Annotated in this window: 19 protein-coding genes and 1 tRNA gene; 17 read left to right on the forward strand and 3 right to left on the reverse strand. The window is 71.2% G+C overall.

What is annotated here, in order from left to right; all coding sequences use genetic code 11:
• The first annotated feature begins 7 nt into the window (after positions 1-7).
• Positions 8-469, forward strand: a complete 462-nt coding sequence (locus AC061S_RS08965) for a pyridoxamine 5'-phosphate oxidase family protein (protein WP_478685306.1) — start codon at positions 8-10, stop codon at positions 467-469.
• Between the two features lie 49 nt (positions 470-518).
• Here the strand turns inward: AC061S_RS08965 and AC061S_RS08970 are convergent, their stop codons facing one another.
• On the reverse strand, positions 519-1253 hold the full coding sequence (locus AC061S_RS08970; protein ID WP_478685307.1) for an SDR family oxidoreductase: 735 nt from the start codon (positions 1251-1253) through the stop codon (positions 519-521).
• Between the two features lie 170 nt (positions 1254-1423).
• Here AC061S_RS08970 and AC061S_RS08975 point away from each other — a divergent pair, with 170 nt between their 5' ends.
• The 3 genes from AC061S_RS08975 to AC061S_RS08985 all read left to right on the forward strand — a co-directional run bounded on the left by AC061S_RS08975 (position 1424) and on the right by AC061S_RS08985 (position 4331).
• Positions 1424-2038: a dihydrofolate reductase family protein gene (locus AC061S_RS08975; RefSeq protein ID WP_478685308.1), complete on the forward strand. Its 615-nt coding sequence runs from the start codon at positions 1424-1426 to the stop codon at positions 2036-2038.
• A 138-nt stretch (positions 2039-2176) separates the two neighbouring features.
• The gene (locus AC061S_RS08980) at positions 2177-3091 is read left to right on the forward strand and encodes a DMT family transporter (RefSeq protein WP_478685309.1); all 915 of its coding nucleotides are present in this window, start codon (positions 2177-2179) and stop codon (positions 3089-3091) included.
• A 55-nt stretch (positions 3092-3146) separates the two neighbouring features.
• A complete protein-coding gene (locus AC061S_RS08985; RefSeq protein ID WP_478685310.1) occupies positions 3147-4331 on the forward strand; it encodes a cytochrome P450 family protein in 1185 nt (394 codons plus the stop codon).
• Positions 4332-4354: 23 nt separating this feature from the next.
• Here the strand turns inward: AC061S_RS08985 and AC061S_RS08990 are convergent, their stop codons facing one another.
• The gene (locus tag AC061S_RS08990) at positions 4355-5359 is read right to left on the reverse strand and encodes a Gfo/Idh/MocA family protein (RefSeq protein WP_478685311.1); all 1005 of its coding nucleotides are present in this window, start codon (positions 5357-5359) and stop codon (positions 4355-4357) included.
• 167 nt (positions 5360-5526) lie between these two features.
• On the opposite strand from AC061S_RS08990, the gene AC061S_RS08995 reads away from it, so the two are divergent.
• The 13 genes from AC061S_RS08995 to AC061S_RS09055 all read left to right on the forward strand — a co-directional run bounded on the left by AC061S_RS08995 (position 5527) and on the right by AC061S_RS09055 (position 15825).
• Entirely contained in the window at positions 5527-6546 is a 1020-nt protein-coding gene (locus tag AC061S_RS08995) for a sugar ABC transporter substrate-binding protein (protein ID WP_478685312.1), read from the forward strand.
• Positions 6543-7610 carry an ABC transporter permease gene (locus tag AC061S_RS09000; RefSeq protein ID WP_478685313.1) on the forward strand — a complete coding sequence of 356 codons (1068 nt, stop codon included), beginning with the start codon at positions 6543-6545 and terminating at the stop codon, positions 7608-7610. The genes AC061S_RS08995 and AC061S_RS09000 overlap by 4 nt, the downstream gene beginning before the upstream one ends.
• Before the next feature lie 2 nt (positions 7611-7612).
• Positions 7613-8551, forward strand: coding sequence for an ATP-binding cassette domain-containing protein (locus tag AC061S_RS09005; protein WP_478685314.1), 939 nt, complete (start codon positions 7613-7615; stop codon positions 8549-8551).
• Positions 8552-8567: 16 nt separating this feature from the next.
• Entirely contained in the window at positions 8568-9731 is a 1164-nt protein-coding gene (locus tag AC061S_RS09010) for an ROK family glucokinase (protein WP_478685315.1), read from the forward strand.
• Positions 9728-10321 carry a hypothetical protein gene (locus AC061S_RS09015; protein ID WP_478685316.1) on the forward strand — a complete coding sequence of 198 codons (594 nt, stop codon included), beginning with the start codon at positions 9728-9730 and terminating at the stop codon, positions 10319-10321. Before AC061S_RS09010 ends, AC061S_RS09015 begins: the two co-directional genes overlap by 4 nt.
• 48 nt (positions 10322-10369) lie before the next feature.
• Positions 10370-10444: transfer RNA gene (locus AC061S_RS09020), tRNA-Trp, on the forward strand.
• Between the two features lie 42 nt (positions 10445-10486).
• A complete protein-coding gene (locus AC061S_RS09025) occupies positions 10487-11119 on the forward strand; it encodes an MBL fold metallo-hydrolase (RefSeq protein WP_478685317.1) in 633 nt (210 codons plus the stop codon).
• A 30-nt stretch (positions 11120-11149) separates the two neighbouring features.
• On the forward strand, positions 11150-11929 hold the full coding sequence (locus AC061S_RS09030; protein WP_478685318.1) for an exodeoxyribonuclease III: 780 nt from the start codon (positions 11150-11152) through the stop codon (positions 11927-11929).
• A 70-nt stretch (positions 11930-11999) separates the two neighbouring features.
• Entirely contained in the window at positions 12000-12440 is a 441-nt protein-coding gene (locus tag AC061S_RS09035; protein ID WP_478685319.1) for a DUF6278 family protein, read from the forward strand.
• Between the two features lie 145 nt (positions 12441-12585).
• Positions 12586-13329: an amino acid ABC transporter ATP-binding protein gene (locus AC061S_RS09040; RefSeq protein ID WP_478685320.1), complete on the forward strand. Its 744-nt coding sequence runs from the start codon at positions 12586-12588 to the stop codon at positions 13327-13329.
• Positions 13330-13340: 11 nt separating this feature from the next.
• A complete protein-coding gene (locus tag AC061S_RS09045) occupies positions 13341-14276 on the forward strand; it encodes a glutamate ABC transporter substrate-binding protein (RefSeq protein WP_478685321.1) in 936 nt (311 codons plus the stop codon).
• A gap of 17 nt (positions 14277-14293) precedes the next feature.
• Positions 14294-14938 (forward strand): amino acid ABC transporter permease, encoded by a 645-nt coding sequence (locus tag AC061S_RS09050; RefSeq protein ID WP_478685322.1) that lies wholly within the window; start codon positions 14294-14296, stop codon positions 14936-14938.
• Entirely contained in the window at positions 14935-15825 is an 891-nt protein-coding gene (locus AC061S_RS09055; RefSeq protein ID WP_478685323.1) for an amino acid ABC transporter permease, read from the forward strand. Before AC061S_RS09050 ends, AC061S_RS09055 begins: the two co-directional genes overlap by 4 nt.
• A 51-nt stretch (positions 15826-15876) precedes the next feature.
• Here the strand turns inward: AC061S_RS09055 and AC061S_RS09060 are convergent, their stop codons facing one another.
• Positions 15877-17484, reverse strand: a complete 1608-nt coding sequence (locus AC061S_RS09060) for a CocE/NonD family hydrolase (RefSeq protein WP_478685324.1) — start codon at positions 17482-17484, stop codon at positions 15877-15879.
• Positions 17485-17499 lie beyond the last annotated feature (15 nt).

Below are 17499 nucleotides of genomic sequence, written 5' to 3' on the forward strand. Positions count from 1 at the left end.
GCGGACGATGACGGACGGCGCACCGCGCACGATGCGGCAGCGGTACGAGGACACACTGGCCAGGTTCGAGAAGGACATCGACGTCTGGGTCGCCACCGCGGACGCCGGGGGCGTCCCCTGCCTGGTGCCCCTCTCGTTCCGGTGGGACGGCGCGACGTTCCTGCTGTCGACCGGGCGCACCCTGCCCACCGGCCGCAACCTCGCCGACGGCGGCCGCGCCCGGCTGGCCTTCGGCACCACCCGCGACGTGGTCCTCGTCGAGGGCACCGCGACCCGGCTGGAGGCGGCGGAGCTCGCGCCCGGCGAGATCGAGGCCTTCGCGGCGCACTCCGGCTTCGACCCGAGCGCCCTCAAGACGCCCTACCCCTACTTCCGGGTCGCGCCGGTGTGGATCCAGGCCTGGCGCGAGGTGAACGAGATCGCGGGTCGCGACCTCATGAAGCAGGGCCGCTGGCTGCCGCCGTCTTGACGGACGCTGCCCTGACGGCCGGTGCCCTGGCCGGCGCTTCCCCGACGGCCTACGCCGCGTGGCCGCCGTCCACCGAGAACTCGGCGCCGGTGACGTACGCGGAGTCCGGGCCCGCGAGGAAGGACACCATGGCGGCCACCTCCTGCGGGGTGGCGAAGCGCCCCAGGGCCGTCATGGCCGACTGCGGGGCTGCGTAGGGGCCGTCCGCCGGGTTCATGTCGGTGTCCACCGGGCCCGGGTGGACCAGGTTCGCGGTGATCCCGCGCTCGCCGAGCTCCCGCGAGAGGGCCTTGGTCAGGCCGCTCAGCGCGGCCTTGCTCATCGCGTACAGGGTGACGCCCGGGCCCAGGACCCGCTGGGTCACGCAGCTGCCGATGGTGATGATCCGCCCGCCCCGGCCCATCCGGCCGGCCGCCGCCTGGGAGGCCAGGAAGACGCCCCGTACGTTGACCGCGAGGACCCGGTCCACGTCCGCGAGGGCGAGCCCGTCGAGCGGGCCGAGGACCCCCACCCCGGCATTGTTCACCAGGACGTCGAGCCGGCCCAGGCCCCGTACGGTCTCCTCCACCGCGACGTCGGCCCCCTCCGCGTCGCCCGAGTCGGCCCGCAGCGCCAGCCCGCGCCGTCCGAGGGCCTCGATCTTGCCGACCACCTCGGCGGCCGCGGCCGCGTCGCTGACGTAGGTGATCGCGACGTCGGCCCCGTCCTGCGCCAGCCGCAGCGCGGTCGCCGCCCCGATCCCCCTGCTGCCACCCGTCACCAGGGCCACTGTGTTGCCGTTCATGGTGTTCCTCCCGCGTTGGTTGGTTGCGAGTTCAATGAAATCGCCTGGAGATCAACGGCGCTGGCGGGAATCGGACATCGCGTTCGCGCGCGCCAGACCGATGAGTTCAGCTCGGCCCGGGAGTCTGAACCCGTGACAGTGCACGCACCGGAGCCAAGGAGCGCAGAGCCATGGGAAAGCTGACCCTCACCACCTTCCTGACCCTCGACGGGGTGATGCAGGGCCCCGGCGGGCCGGACGAGGACACCAGCGGCGGGTTCTCGTACGGCGGCTGGCTCGTGCCCTTCGCCGACGAGGGCATGGGGGAGTTCGTCACCGAGGTCTTCGACCGGGCCGGGGCCTTCCTGTTCGGGCGCCGGACCTACGAGATCTTCGCCTCGTACTGGCCGCAGCACGACGACCCCGCCGACCCGGTCGCGAGCAAGCTCAACCGGCTGCCCAAGTACGTGGCCTCGACCACGCTCAAGGAGCCGGCCTGGGGCCCCGCCACCGTGATCGACGGGGAGCAGCTGCAGAGCGAGGTCGTACGGGTCAAGGACGCGACCGAGGGGGAGCTGCAAGTGCACGGCAGCGGCGCGCTGGCGCAGTGGCTGCTGGCGCGGGACCTGGTGGACGAGCTGAACCTGCTGGTCTTCCCCGTCTTCCTGGGCGGTGGGCGGCGGCTCTTCCCGACGGGCGGGCTGCCGACGGCCTTCGAGCTGACGGGCTCCCGGACCACCTCGGCCGGCACGGCCGTCCACACCTACCGGCCGACGGGGCGCGCCGTCTTCGGCACCATCGGCTGACACCGCGCCCGGCGTGCGTGCGGGCGGTGCGGCCCGGGCATCAAAAGGCTCGACCGGCCGATCATGCTCGGGTAGCTTGGGCTCACCCCCCGTGCGAGCCGCCGAAGTCTCCACCTGCCTTCTGCCGTTGGAGAACCGGTGTCCACCATCGCCGCCCCCGCTCCCGTCGCCGCCCCCCGCCGGGCCTGGCTCGCCGATCTGCCGGTCCTGCTCGTCGCCGTCGTCTGGGGCGGCAGCTACCTCGCGGCCAAGGGCGTCACCACCACGCACACCGTGATCGCCGTGCTCGTCCTGCGCTTCGCGCTGGTCCTGCCCGTCCTCGTCGTCGCCGGCCGGCGACGGCTGCGCGCGCTCACCCCCGCCCAACTGCGCGGCGCCGGAGTGCTGGGACTCGTACTCGGCGGAATCTTCCTGCTGGAGACCTACGGGGTCGTCCACACCTCCGCCACCAACGCCGGGCTCATCATCAGCCTGACCATGATCTTCACCCCGCTCGCCGAGTCCGCCGTCCGCCGCCGGGCCCCCTCGCCCGCCTTCCTCGGCGCCGCGGCCGTCTCCGTCAGCGGAGTCGTGCTGCTCACCCAGGGGGCGGGATTCACCACCCCGAGCCTCGGCGACCTCCTCATCCTCGGCGCCGCCCTCGCGCGGACGGTGCACGTCCTGCTCATGGCCCGGATCAAGGCGGTGCAGGACGCGGACTCGCTCTCCCTGACCACCGTCCAGCTCGGGACCGCGGTCGCCGTGTTCGCCCTGCTGGCCCTGCTGCCCGGCACCGGCGCGAGCCCCTGGGCGGCCGCTGCGGACTTCGGCGCGGCCGAGTGGGCCGGGCTCGCCTTCCTCTCCGTCTTCTGCACCCTGTTCGCCTTCTTCGTGCAGATGTGGGCCGTCCGCCGCACCTCGCCCTCCCGCGTCAGCCTGCTGCTCGGCACCGAACCCCTGTGGGCCGCGGCGGCGGGCATCGCCATCGGCGGCGAGCGGCTCGGCGCGGCCGGTTTCGCGGGGGTCGCGCTCGTACTCGCGGGTACGGCCTGGGGGCGGCGCGCGGCTGGCTGAACGAATGGCCCAAAGCCGCTCCGGATGTGCTCAACTCCCGGTCTAGGGTGGCCACATGCCCGTTTTGGACCTCAGTACGATCGCCGAAGACTTCAACGAGAATCCGTACCCCCACTACGCGCGCCTGCGCGCGGAGGGGCCCGTCCACCGCGTGAAGGCCACGGACGGCCAGGAGGTCTGGCTGATCGTCGGTCACCAGGAGGCCCGCCAGGCCCTGACCCACCCCGCGGTGTCCAAGAACTGGCTGGCCTCCGGGCTCTACGCCGACCGGGAGCAGACCGAGGCCAGCGCCAACATGATGCGCGCCGACCCGCCCGACCACACCCGCCTGCGCCGGCTGGTCTCCCGATCCTTCGCCCCGGGCCGGATCGAGGGACTGCGCACGCGCGTCCAGGCGATAGTCGACGGACTGCTCGACGGGATGGCGGCCCTCCCCGAGCGCCGCGCCGACCTGATCGAGGCCTTCGCCCAGCCGCTGCCCATGACCGTGATCTGCGAGCTCCTCGGGATTCCGGAGGCCGACCGCGGCGCCTTCCACGGCTGGATCACCGAGATGGTCTCGCCGACCGGGGTCGAGTCCGAGAACGCGGCCGTGCGGGCCATGACCGGCTACACGGCCGGGCTCGTCGACGCCAAGACCGCCGACCCGGGCGAGGACCTGCTCAGCGACTGGGTGACCAGCCGGGGGGACGACGGAGACCGGCTCTCCCGGCAGGAACTGGTCGCCATGGCCGTCCTGATGATGGTCGGCGGGCACGAGACCGCCGTGCACCTGGTCTCCAACGGGATGCGGGCGCTCCTCACCCATCCCGAACAGCTCGCCGCCCTGCGCGCCGACCCCGACGGGCTGATCGACGGAGCCGTCGAGGAGATCCTGCGCTACGACGGCCCGGTGGAGACGGCCACCTTCCGCTTCGCCGGTGCGGACCTGGAGATCGGCGACACGTTAATCGAGGCCGGCTCTCCCATATTCGTCTGCCTCGCGGCGGCGAACCGGGACCCGGCCCGCTTCGACCTCCCCGACACCTTCGACATCCGCCGCCCCGGCCGCGGCGGGCACATCGCCTTCGGGCACGGCATCCATCACTGCGTCGCCGCCCCGCTCGGCCGGCTGGAGGGCCGGATCGCGATCCGGTCCCTGGTGGAGCGCTTCCCGGACCTCCGGGAGGAGCCGGCCGTCCTGGAGTGGGTGCCCGGGACCCTGGTCCGGGGGACGACCCGGCACCCGGTGCGCTGGTAGCCGGCATGGACCGGTCACCCGCCTCAGAGATCCGCCAGCTCCTCCAGGGCCACCGGCCGCCGCTCCCGCCGCGAGAGCTCGCAGGCCTCCGCCACGCGGAACGCGGCCAGCGCCTCGACGCCGTCGCACGGATTGGGGCCCTCGCCCCGCACCAGCCGGACGAAGGCCGCCAGCTCCGCCTCGTAGGCGGGGGCGAACCGTTCCAGGAACCCCGGCCAGGGCTTCGTCGCCGGGGGCGGCCCCTGCGGTTCGGTCGAGGCGATCGGCGTGCGGTCGTCCAGCCCGGTGGAGACCTGATCCAGCTCCCCGGCCAGCTCCATCCGTACGTCGTACCCGGCGCCGTTGCACCGCGTACCGGTACTGGAGACCAGCGTCCCGTCGTCCAGGGTGAGGACGGCGGTGCCCGTGTCGACGTCATCCGCCTCCCGGAACCGCGGCGGCCCCGCGTCCGACCCGGTCGCGTACACCTCGCGCACCTCGTGCCCGGTCACCCAGCGGACCATGTCGAAGTCGTGCACCAGGCAGTCCCGGTACAGCCCGCCCGAGGTCCGCAGGTACTCGGCGCTCGGCGGCGAGGGATCCGCGGTCGTGGTCCGTACGGTGTGCAGCCGGCCCAGGGCTCCGGAGCGGACCAGTTCGCGCGCCGTGGTGTAGCCCGCGTCGAAGCGGCGCATGAACCCCAGCTGGAGCACCCCGCCGGCCGCCGCCACCTCGCGCAGCACCGCCAGGGTGCGGTCCAGGTCCGGGGCGACCGGCTTCTCGCAGAACACCGGCAGCCCGCCGCGGACCGCCCGTACGACGAGGTCCGCGTGGCCCTCGGTGGCGCAGGACACCACCAGCGCGTCCACGCCCCAGGTGAAGATCTGCTCGACGGTGGGCGCGGCGGTGGCGCCGAGCCGGTCGGCGAGGCGCGCCGCCCGCGCGGGGTCGGCGTCGGCGAGCAGGAGGGAGCTCGCGTCCGCCTGGCGGGCCAGGGCCGACGCGTGGAAAGACCCGATGCGGCCCGTTCCGATGAGCCCGATGCGCATGCACTCAACGTGACCCCGTCCGGGGGAGCTGTCAATCTGTCCCGCTGTGTCCGGCACGGTCCGCAATGGCCCCGATGACCTTGCATGGTGCACTGTGACGGATACTGGGCGGCTGCGGCTTGAAGCAAATGACCGTTTCGGCGAGTAAACGAAAGGCACGGGCAGACGTGGCTAGGGTTCGGACAGGGGTACGCCTCGTGGGCGCGGTGCTCGCGGCGGTACTGGGTGCCTCCCTCGTGGGCTGCAGCAGTACGGGCGGCAAGCGCGCCGAGGACCGCGCGAAGGCCGAGGCGGCGGGCCGGCCCGCCGTTTCCACCCCGCGCTGGACCTTCGCGATGGTCACCCACGCGGGAGACGGCGACACCTTCTGGGACATCGTGCAGAAGGGCGCCAAGGAGGCCGCCGCGAAGGACAACATCAACTTCGTCTACGCCCACGACGACCAGGCGCAGCAGCAGGCCCAGTTCGTCCAGAACGCCATCGACCAGAAGGTCGACGGGCTGATCGTCTCCCTCGCCAAGCCCGAGGCCCTCAAGGACGTCCTCGCCAAGGCAGTCAAGGCCGGCATCCCGGTGATCACGGTCAACTCCGGGTCCGCCCAGTCCGCCGAGTACGGGGCGCTCACCCACATCGGCCAGGACGAGGAGATCGCCGGCGAGGCGGTCGGCACCGAGCTGGGCAAGCGCGGCCGCAAGAAGGCCGTCTGCGTCCTGCACGAGCAGGGCAACGTGGGCCACGAGCAGCGCTGCGCCGGAGCGAAGAAGACCTTCGGCGAGGCCGGCGGGACCATGGAGAACCTGTACGTCGAGGGCACCAACATGCCGTCCGTCCAGTCCGCCCTCCAGGCCAAGCTGCAGGCCGACCCCTCCGTCGACGCGATCGTCACCCTCGGCGCGCCCTTCGCGCCCACGGCCGTCAAGGCCAAGGACGCGGCGGGCAGCAAGGCCGAGGTCGACACCTTCGACCTGAACGCCTCCGTGGCCCGCGACCTGAAGTCCGGCGCCCTCGGATTCGCCGTCGACCAGCAGCCCTACCTCCAGGGCTACGAGGCCGTGGACCTGCTCTGGCTCTACCGCTACAACGCCGACGTGCTCGGCGGCGGCCGGCCGGTGCTCACCGGACCGCAGATCGTCACCGGCGCCGAGGCGGCCACGCTGGAGAAGTTCATCAACCGGGGCAGCCGATGAGCACCGGCACCGGGACCAGCACCCAGGCACCCGCCCCGGCCCCCGCCCCGCGCGACGAGCGGCTCGCGCCCACCTCGCTGCTGCGCCGCCTGCTCGGCCGCCCCGAGCTCGGCGCGGTGGTCGGCGCGGCCGCCGTCTTCGTCTTCTTCTCCTTCGCCGCCGACAGCTTCCTGCGGGCCTCCAGCCTGAGCACGATCCTGTACTCGGCCTCCACCATCGGCATCATGGCCGTCCCGGTGGCGCTGCTCATGATCGGCGGCGAGTTCGACCTGTCCGCCGGGGTCATGGTCACCTCGTCGGCGCTGCTCAGCTCGATGTTCAGCTACCAGATGACCGCCAACGTCTGGGTGGGCGTCCTCGTATCGCTGCTGGTCACCCTGGGGATCGGGTTCTTCAACGGGTTCATGCTGACCCGCACGAAACTGCCCAGCTTCATCATCACGCTCGGCACCTTCCTGATGCTGACCGGCCTGAACCTCGGCTTCACCAAGCTGATCAGCGGGTCCGTCTCCACCAAGACCATCGCCGACATGGAGGGCTTCTCCTCCGCCCGCGCGCTCTTCGCCTCGCAGTGGACCTTCGGGTCGGTCACCCTCAAGGTCACCATCCTGTGGTGGCTGGTCCTGGTCGCCGTGGCCACCTGGATCCTGCTGCGCACCCGCGCCGGGAACTGGATCTTCGCCGTCGGCGGCGGCGCGGACGCCGCCCGTGCGACCGGCGTACCGGTCGTGAAGACCCGTATCGGCCTGTACATGGGCGTCGCGCTGTGCGCCTGGATCTCCGGGCAGCACATCCTCTTCTCGTTCGACGTGGTCCAGTCGGGCGAGGGCGTCGGCAACGAGTTCCTCTACATCATCGCGGCCGTCATCGGCGGCTGTCTGATGACCGGCGGCTACGGCTCGGCCATCGGCTCCGCCGTGGGCGCCTTCATCTTCGGCATGACCAGCAACGGCATCGTGTACGCCCAGTGGAACCCGGACTGGTTCAAGTTCTTCCTCGGCGCGATGCTCCTGCTGGCCACGCTGCTCAACGCATGGGTCCGCAAGCGGGCGGAGGCGAAGTGACGATGACCGAAGCAACCCCGGCCGGAGCACCCGCCGCCGACGCACCCGCCCTGGTGAAGCTGACCGACGTCAGCAAGTACTACGGCAACATCCGCGCCCTCCAGGACGTCTCCCTGGAGGTCTCGGCGGGCGAGATCACCTGCGTGCTCGGCGACAACGGCGCCGGCAAGTCCACCCTCATCAAGATCATCGCGGGGCTGCACCGGCACGACGCCGGCACCTTCGAGATCGAGGGGGAGGAGACGGTGCTCGCCAACCCGCGCGCCGCCCTCGACCTCGGGATCGCCACCGTCTACCAGGACCTGGCCGTGGTCCCGCTCATGCCCGTCTGGCGCAACTTCTTCCTCGGCTCCGAGCCCACCAAGGGCCGCGGCCCCTTCCGCCGCCTCGACGTGGACCTCATGCGCCGCACCACCCGTGCCGAGCTGCTGCGCATGGGCATCGACCTGCGGGACGTGGACCAGCCGATCGGCACCCTGTCCGGCGGCGAGCGGCAGTGCGTGGCCATCGCCCGGGCCGTCCACTTCGGCGCGAAGGTCCTCGTACTCGACGAGCCCACCGCCGCCCTCGGCGTCAAACAGTCCGGGGTGGTCCTGAAGTACGTGGCCGCGGCCCGTGACGCAGGCCTCGGCGTGGTCCTCATCACGCACAACCCGCACCACGCCCACCTGGTCGGGGACCGGTTCGTGCTGCTCAAGCGCGGCACCATGGCGGGCAGCCACACCCGCGACTCGATCACCCTGGACGAGCTCACCCGGCAGATGGCGGGCGGCTCCGAGCTCGACGAACTGAGCCACGAGCTGGAGCGAGTGGCAGAATCAGGACCTGACAGCGCATCCGCAGCCCCGTCCGCCACTCCGTCCGCCACTCCGTCCGCCACTCCGTCCGCCGCTCCATCCGACCAGGCGCCCGGCCCCGCTCGGGGCCCCGCCGCACCCTGAGGGACGACACGACTCGATGAGCACGTACCGGGACTTCACGCTCGCCCACCGGGGGGCGGCGCGAGGCACCGTCCTGCGGACCATCGGGACCCGTGAGCGCCGGTCGCACCTGACCGCCCCGCGCGTTCCGACCGTCGGCATCGACATCGGCGGCACCAAGGTGATGGCCGGGGTCGTCGACGCCGACGGGGTCATCCTGGAGAAGATCCGGACGGAGACCCCGGACAAGTCCAAGAGCCCCAAGGTGGTCGAGGACACCATCGTCGAGCTGGTCCTCGACCTCTCCGACCGGCACGACGTGCACGCCGTGGGCATCGGCGCCGCCGGCTGGGTCGACGCGGACCGCTCCCGCGTCCTGTTCGCCCCGCACCTGGCCTGGCGCGACGAACCGCTGCGCGACGCGCTCCAGTCCCGGCTCGCGGTCCCGGTCATGGTGGACAACGATGCCAACACCGCCGCCTGGGCCGAGTGGCGCTTCGGCGCCGGCCGCGGCGAGGACCACCTCGTCATGATCACCCTGGGCACCGGGATCGGCGGGGCCATCCTCGAGGGCGGCCAGGTCAAGCGCGGCCGCTACGGGGTCGCCGGCGAGTTCGGCCACATGCAGGTCGTCCCCGGAGGCCACCGCTGCCCCTGCGGCAACCGCGGCTGCTGGGAGCAGTACAGCTCCGGCAACGCCCTGGTCCGCGAGGCCCGCGAGCTGGCCGCGGCCGACTCCCCGGTCGCGTACAACCTCATCGCCCGGGTCGGCGGCAACGTCCACGAGATCACCGGGCCGCTCATCACCGAGCTGGCTCGCGAGGGCGACGCCATGTGCGTCGAGCTCCTCCAGGACATCGGCCAGTGGCTCGGCGTCGGCATCGCCAACCTCGCGGCCGCCCTCGACCCCTCCTGCTTCGTCATCGGGGGCGGCGTCAGCGCCGCCGACGACCTGCTGATCGGCCCCGCCCGCGACGCCTTCCGCCGCCACCTCACCGGCCGCGGCTACCGCCCCGAGGCCCGCATCGCCAAGGCCCAGCTCGGCCCCGAGGCCGGCATGGTCGGCGCCGCCGACCTCTCCCGGCTCGTCGCCCGCCGCTTCCGCCGCGCCACGCGCCGGCGCGTCGAGCGGTACGAGCGCTACGCGCAGTTCGGCCGGCGCGACACCACCACCGGCCCCGAAGACCAGGAACCGCAGTGACACCGCCCTCTCTGCCCCGCCAGGCCCCGTCCCCCGACGAGCGGCCCGGCGCGCCGGCCCCCGCCGAGGACCGCAGGCACGTGGTGCGGCGCCGCTGGATCACGGCGATCATCATCCTGCTGCTGGTCGGCGTTCCGGCGGGCTACCTCGCGGTCTCCGCCCAGCAGAGCCGCCAGAGCGGCCGCGACAAGGCCGCCAAGGTCGGCGCCGCCAAGGTGCGCCCCGGCTGGCCGTCCAAGGTGCAGCGCAGCATCTACGAGGTTCCGCTCCCGCCGAAGGCCTGGCGCGTCGGGTTCCTGGAGACCAACAACTGGCGCACCAGCCGGCTGTACACGCAGTTCGCGGTCGTCCCGCTCGACCTGGACGCCTTCCTGGCCTCCGTCGGCACCAGCCGCGACGAGCTGACCCCCGGGGTGTCGATCTCCGAGCACGACACCTCGGTCGCCGGCTGGCGCTGGAAGGCCGGGACCAAATGGCTCGGGACCACCCTCGAAGCGGACGCCCCTCGGCGGCCCACCCGGGACATCACCGTCGACCTCACGGACCCCCGCGTCTACAAGGTGTACGTGGTCTCCACGGCCGTGCCGTAGACCGCGCCGCACGCTGCTCCCCCGCGCGGGTACAGTGCGCCCGGGGGCGGAGCCGTAGCGCAGAGGTCGTCGCGCGCGGTCTCCAAAATCGCGAGGACGCCGGTTCGAATCCGGCCGGTTCCGCCTTCCCACCGCTTCCGCCGCCCACCCCGCTAGCCTTCGATCATGAAGCTCACCAAGCGGCTGCACTCCTGCGTCCAACTGGAGAAGGACGGGCTCGTACTCGTCATCGACCCGGGCGCCTTCAGCGAACCGGACGCCGGCCTCGGCGCCGACGCCCTGCTCGTCACCCACGAGCACCCCGACCACTTCGAGGAGGGCCGGCTGCGCGCCGCCCTCGACGCGAACCCGGCGGCGCGGCTGTGGACCCTGCGCAGCGTCGCGGAGAAGCTCGCCCCCGCCTATCCCGGCCGCGTCCACACCGTGGGCCACGGGGACGCCTTCACCGCGGCCGGCTTCGAGGTCCAGGTGCACGGCGAACTGCACGCCGTGATCCACCCGGACATGCCGCGGGTCACCAACGTCGGCTACCTGGTCGACGGCTCGCTCTTCCACCCCGGGGACGCGCTGACCGTGCCGGACGCCCCCGTGGACACGCTGATGCTCCCGGTGCACGCCCCGTGGAACAAGATCGCCGAGGTCGTCGACTACGTCCGCGCGGTCAAGCCGCGCGTGGCCATCGACATCCACGACGCCTACCTCGCGGACATCGCCCGCCCGATCTACGACTTCGCCCTGGACGCCCTCGGCGGCTCCCCGCACACCCGACTCACCGCCGGGGACACGGCCGACCTCTGACTGTCGGTGCCGGGCGGTAGGTTGGACGGCATGCGTATCGCCACGTTCAACGTCAACTCGATCACCGCCCGGCTGCCGCGCCTGCTGGCCTGGCTGGAGAGCTCCGGCACCGATGTCGTGTGCATCCAGGAGACCAAGTGCTCCGCGGAGCAGTTCCCGTACGAGGAGCTGCGCGCGCTCGGCTACGAGTCGGCCGTCAACGCCACCGGACGGTGGAACGGCGTGGCCCTGCTCTCCAAGGTGGGCCTGGAGGACGTGGTCACCGGCCTGCCCGGCGGGCCGGACTACGAGGGGGTCCAGGAGCCCCGCGCCATCTCCGCCACCTGCGGCGGAGTGCGCGTCTGGTCGGTGTACGTGCCCAACGGGCGCGAGGTCGAGCACGACCACTACGGCTACAAGCTGGACTGGTTCCGTTCCCTGTCCACCGCCATCGCGGAAGACGCGGCGGGGGAGCGCCCGTTCGCGGTGCTCGGCGACTTCAACGTGGCCCCCACCGACGACGACGTCTACGACCCGGCGGTCTTCGAGGGGCTCACCCACGTCACCCCGGCCGAGCGGGCCGCCCTGGAGCAGCTCCGGGCGGCCGGGCTCTCCGACGTCTTCCCGCGCGCGCTCAAGTACGACCGGCCGTACACCTTCTGGGACTACCGGATGCTGGCCTTCCCGAAGAACAGGGGCATGCGCATCGACCTGGTCTACGGGAACGCGGCCTTCGCCAAGGCCGTCACCGACTCCTACGTGGACCGCGAGGAGCGCAAGGGCAAGGGTGCCTCCGACCACGCGCCGGTCGTCGTCGACCTGGAGCTTTAGCGGTCCCCGATCTGTCACAGTCCGCGCGCGTCCTGTCGCCCGGCCGGGATCCGGGTGTCAGGCTGGCCCCATGAACATCCCATTCCTGGCCAACTGGATCAACCGACATGAAACGGAACGGGGCGCGGGACTCGCCGCGGCGCTCGCGGACGATCCCGAGGGAATCAACGAGTTGTTCGCGGAATGCGAGATGCTGCGCGCCCACGCGCGCTCGGCCGGGCTCGAACTCGACGAGAGCCCGCATTCGTTGGAGGAGATCGACCAGTTGATGCCGCGCTGGCGCCGGGATCCGGAGGTCACCCCGTGGCTCGGCAACGACGCGGGCTTCTATCTCGGGACCGTGATCATCCGCTCCGTTCCGGGCGCCGCCTGGCAGGTGTGGCCCAACGGCCAGCCGATGATCCGGCTGGCATCGGGCCGCGAGCTGAACGTGGTCGAGTCGGGGGTGTCCTGGGCGATGACGGGATCCCCCGAGCTCAGCCAGGCGTACGCGGAAGCCTCGGAAGGCTGAGATGGCCACGTAAGGCTGAGATGGCCACGTAAGGCTGACCTCGCGGGCCTTTATGTGGCTTTTAGGCGTGTCGCGGTGAAGTGCCCTTCCGTGGCTGGATAGTTTGCGCTGACCTCGACACACCGACAAGTGGGCAGGGCAGCGTATGGCCGTCGATCCGTTGATCGAGCTGCGGGACGTCAACAAGCACTTCGGACAACTGCACGTCCTCCAGGACATCAACCTCACCGTCGGCCGCGGGGAGGTGGTGGTGGTCATCGGCCCGTCCGGCTCCGGGAAATCGACCCTGTGCAGGGCGATCAACCGACTGGAGACCATCGAATCGGGCACGATCACGCTCGACGGGAAGCCGCTGCCGGCCGAGGGCAAGGAGCTCGCCGCGCTCCGCGCGGACGTGGGGATGGTGTTCCAGTCCTTCAACCTCTTCGCGCACAAGACGGTCCTCGCCAACGTCTCCCTCTCCCAGATCAAGGTCCGGAAGCGCAAGAAGGAGGAGGCGGACAAGCGCTCCCGCGAGCTGCTGGAGCGGGTCGGCCTCGCGGACCAGGCCGAGAAGTTCCCGGCCCAGCTCTCCGGAGGCCAGCAGCAGCGCGTGGCCATCGCCCGCGCGCTCGCCATGAACCCCAAGGCCCTCCTCTTCGACGAGCCCACCTCCGCGCTCGACCCGGAGATGATCAACGAGGTGCTGGAGGTCATGCAGCAGCTCGCCGCGGAGGGCATGACCATGGTCGTGGTCACCCACGAGATGGGCTTCGCCCGGTCCGCCGCCAACCGCGTCGTGTTCATGGCCGACGGGAAGATCGTCGAGGACCGGACCCCGGAGGCCTTCTTCACGGCCCCCGAGAGCGACCGGGCCAAGGACTTCCTCTCCAAGATCCTCAAGCACTGAGGGGCGGCCCGATGAGACAGCTCCCGACGAACGCCCCGCGCGCCCGGGCCCTGCCCGCCCTCGCCGCCGCCCTCGTCCTGCTGGGCGCCCTCGCCGGCTGCGGGAAGTCCGGCAGCCCGCCGGTCAAGGGCCCGCAGCCCGAGGACCTGCCCGTCTACCAGGTCCGGGCCGGCTTCCAACTGCCGGACTCCCCGACCTGGACGAAGGCCAAGAAGCGCGGCCACCTCGTGGTCGGCGCCAAGGAGGACCAGCCGTACATGGGGGAGAAGGACCCCGCGAGCGGCCGCTACTCCGGCTTCGACATCGAGATCGCCAAGATGATGTCGGCCTCGCTCGGCTTCGACCCCAAGACGATCGAGTTCAAGACCATCGCCTCCGCCAACCGCGAGACGGCGCTGCAGAACGGCCAGATCGACTACTACGTCGGCACGTACACGATCAACGACAACCGCAAGAAGCAGGTCGGCTTCGCGGGCCCCTACTTCCTCGCCGGGCAGTCCCTGCTCGTGCGGAAGGGGGAGACGGAGATCAAGGGACCCGAGGACCTCGACGGCAAGAAGGTCTGCTCGGCCGCCGGCTCCACCCCCTACCAGCGGCTCCAGAAGGAGTTCCCGCGGGCCGTCCTCGTCGCCTACGACACGTACTCGGTCTGCGTGGACAACCTGCTGACCTACCAGGTCGACGCCGTCTCCACCGACGACTCCATCCTCCTCGGCTACGCGGCCAAGGCCCCCGAGGAGCTCAAGGTGGTCGGCAAGCCCTTCTCCGAGGAGCCCTACGGCATCGGCGTCCCGCGCTCCGACAACGCGCTGCGCTTCGCCCTCGACGACGCGCTCGCCGAGAACGAGAAGAACGGCAACTGGAAGAAGGCCTACGAGGCCACGCTCGGCCTCTCCGGCCAGCCCGCGCCGACACCGCCCGCCATCGACCGCTACCCGGCGAGCTGAGGGGAGAGCGCACCGCCATGGACGTACTCACCGAAAACTTCTCGCTCTACGGGAAGGGCTTCCTCGGCACCGTGGAACTCACGGTCTACGCCTCCCTCCTGGCCCTGGTCCTCGGCTTCCTGATGGCCTCCTTCCGCGTCGCCCCCGTCGGCTCCTTCCGGGTCTTCGGCACCGTCTGGGTGACCATCCTGCGCAACACCCCGCTCACCCTGCTCTTCTTCGCCGTCCTGCTCGGTCTGCCGCGCTTCGGCCTGGTCCTGCCCTTCCAGCTCTTCGCCGTGCTGGCCCTGGGCTGCTACACCTCCGCCTTCATCTGCGAGGCCCTGCGCTCCGGCATCAACACCGTGCCCAAGGGCCAGGGCGAAGCGGCCCGCAGCCTCGGCATGTCCTTCGGCCAGACCCTGGGCGCCGTCGTGCTGCCGCAGGCCTTCCGGTCCGTCATCCCGCCCATCGGCTCCACGCTGATCGCGCTCGCCAAGAACTCTGCGATCGCCGGGGCCTTCAGCGTCACCGAGCTGCTGGGCACGTACAAGACCCTCAACGAGCTGGGCTACAGCATCATCTGGACCTTCGTCTGGATCGCCGTGGGCTACCTGATCATCACCCTGTCCATCAGCGCGCTGTTCAACGTGCTCGAAAAGCGCTTCGGAGTCGCCCGATGACCGCGCACGCGCTCCACGGTGACCTGGAGTCCACCGCCCTCTACGACCTGCCGGGCCCGCGCGCCCAGCGCCGCCACTTCGTCTACGGGATCGCCTCGACGGCCGTCATCATCGGACTGCTCGGCTGGCTGCTCTACCTGCTCTTCGACACCAACCAGTTCACCGCCGCCAAGTGGAGCCCCTTCACCTACAAGGGCATCCAGGAGCTGCTCCTCAAGGGTCTCTGGAACACCCTCAAGGCCTTCGCCTACGCCTCGGTGCTCTCGCTCGCGCTCGGCGCGCTGCTCGCGACGGGCCGGCTCTCGGTCCACCGGCCGGTGCGCTGGCTGTGCACGCTGTGCGTGGAGTTCTTCCGGGCCATGCCCGTGCTGGTGATGATCTTCTTCATCTTCGTCGCGCTCAAGGTCCAGCCGCTGCCCGCGCTGGTCGCCGGACTGACCCTGTACAACGGCTCGGTGCTGGCCGAGATCTTCCGGACGGGCATCAACTCGGTCGAGAAGGGCCAGCGCGAGGCCGCGTACGCCCTCGGCATGCGCAAGACCCAGGTGATGACCTACGTCCTGGCCCCGCAGGGGGTCCGGGCGATGCTGCCCACGATCATCAGCCAGCTCGTGGTCGCGCTGAAGGACACCTCGCTCGGCTACCTGATCACCTACGAGGAGTTCCTGCACGCGGGCAAGCTGATCGCCTCCAACCTCGACTACGACCTGCCCTTCATCCCCGTCGTGATGATCATCTCGCCCATTTACATCGGGATGTGCATGCTCCTTTCCTGGTTCGCCATCTGGGTGGCCCGGCGCGAGCGGCGCAGCCTCAAGACGAAGGCGGTCGACATCGAGATCGGTCCGGACGATCCCGCGACGACGGTGCTGCCGGGCCGGATCTGACCCGCGGGCGAGGCCCGCCAGAGCCACACCCGGCCCGGCAGCAGCCGCGGATCACTGCTCGCGCAGCGGCACCGAGACGTACGAGGGATCGGTGCGCGGCGAGGAGAAGGTCAGCTGCCCGCCGGTCGGGTTGTGCTCGATGTACAGCGCGTCGACGGTGTCGACGACGACCGCGAGGCGGTGGCCGGCCGGGACGTCGTAGGCGGTGGAGAAGAGCTCCAGGTCCACCCCGAAGGACTGGCCGGCCGGCTTGCCGTGGAAGGTGTACGGGGCGTTGCTGATCAGCTTCCCGATGCCGAGCGGGCCCACGTCGTAGAGGTACGCGACGAACGTGCCGTCGGACTTCGAGGGCGTGACGGTGGTGTGCAGGGTGACCGTGCCCCGGACGCGGCGCTCCTCTTCGTAGCGCGGCGACTGCCAGACGGCGGCGAAGGCGCGGGGGAGCAGCGGGATGGAGGCGGTCGGGGGAGCCTGGAAGAGCTGGTCGAACAGGGCGGACAGCATGACGATGCCGCCGTTGGCGCCGGAGTCGACGCCGGTGAAGAGGTGCTCGCTGTCGGAGAGCATCAGCTTCTCGGCGCCGCCGGCGCCGACCGACTTCCAGTCGGCGTAGCCCTCGTACCCGCCGTCGCTGCGCGGCTTGATCTGCACCGGTGCCTCGGTGTCGACGCCGTTGCGCTCGCCCTTGAGGTAGCGGTCGAACCAGCGGTGGGCGTTGGTCCAGGTGTCGTTCGGCAGGCCGAAGAGCCCGGTGGCCTCGGCGGTGGCGTGGTCGCCGGGCCGGAACTCCAGGCGCTTGGGGCCGGTCAGCTTCTCGAAGAACTTCGCGTACTGGTTGGGCGGGAAGATGGTGTCGCCCCAGGCGTTGCCGAGCATGATCGCGGCGCCGTTGGCGTTGATCTGGTCCACCTTCTCGGCGGCGGAGCGCTTCTTGCCCCACTCGATCATCTGTGGCTCGCGGTCCAGCTTCGAGCCGAGGAAGTCGCCGAGGATCTGCTGGAGTTCGGGGCCGGGGCGGCCGGTGATGGCGCCGGCGCCGCCGAGCAGGGCGGCCGCCTGGAGGTGCTGGGTGCGGCCGGAGTAGATGGACTCGATGAGATCGGCCCAGCCGCTGAGCGCGACCACGGCCTTGATGCGCGGATCGCTCGCGGAGGCCAGCAGGCTGATGCCCGCGCCGTACGAGACCCCGCCCATGCCGATGTGCGCGGCGTCGGCCGCCGTGTTCGCGAGCGCCCAGTCGATGACGGCGGAGACGTCGGCGGTGTCCGCCGGGCCGGCGGTCTCGATCTCGCCACCGGAGAGCCAGAAGCCGCGGGAGGTGTAACTGACCACCACATAGCCGGAGTCGGCGAGCTTCTTGGCCTGGGCGATGTATTCGATCTGCGGCATGCCCCAGCTCGTCGGCAGCACGATCAGCGGGTACTTCGCGCCGGCCGCGGCGCCCGCCGGGGTGAAGACGTTGCCCTTGAGGGTGATGCCGCCGGAGCCGGGGATGTCGTGGAAGCGGAGTTCCGAAGAGGCCGCCGAGGCTTCCGAGACGGCGGCGGTCGTGTGGGCGGGAGCCGCCTGGGCCTGATGGGGGGCCAGGCCCAGGGCGGCTGCTGCCAGTACGGCTGCCATGGCAGTCGCGGTGCTGGTGGTGCGGACGGTACGGACCATCGATCGCTCCTCGCG

Source organism: Streptomyces sp. CA189 (assembly GCF_056428985.1).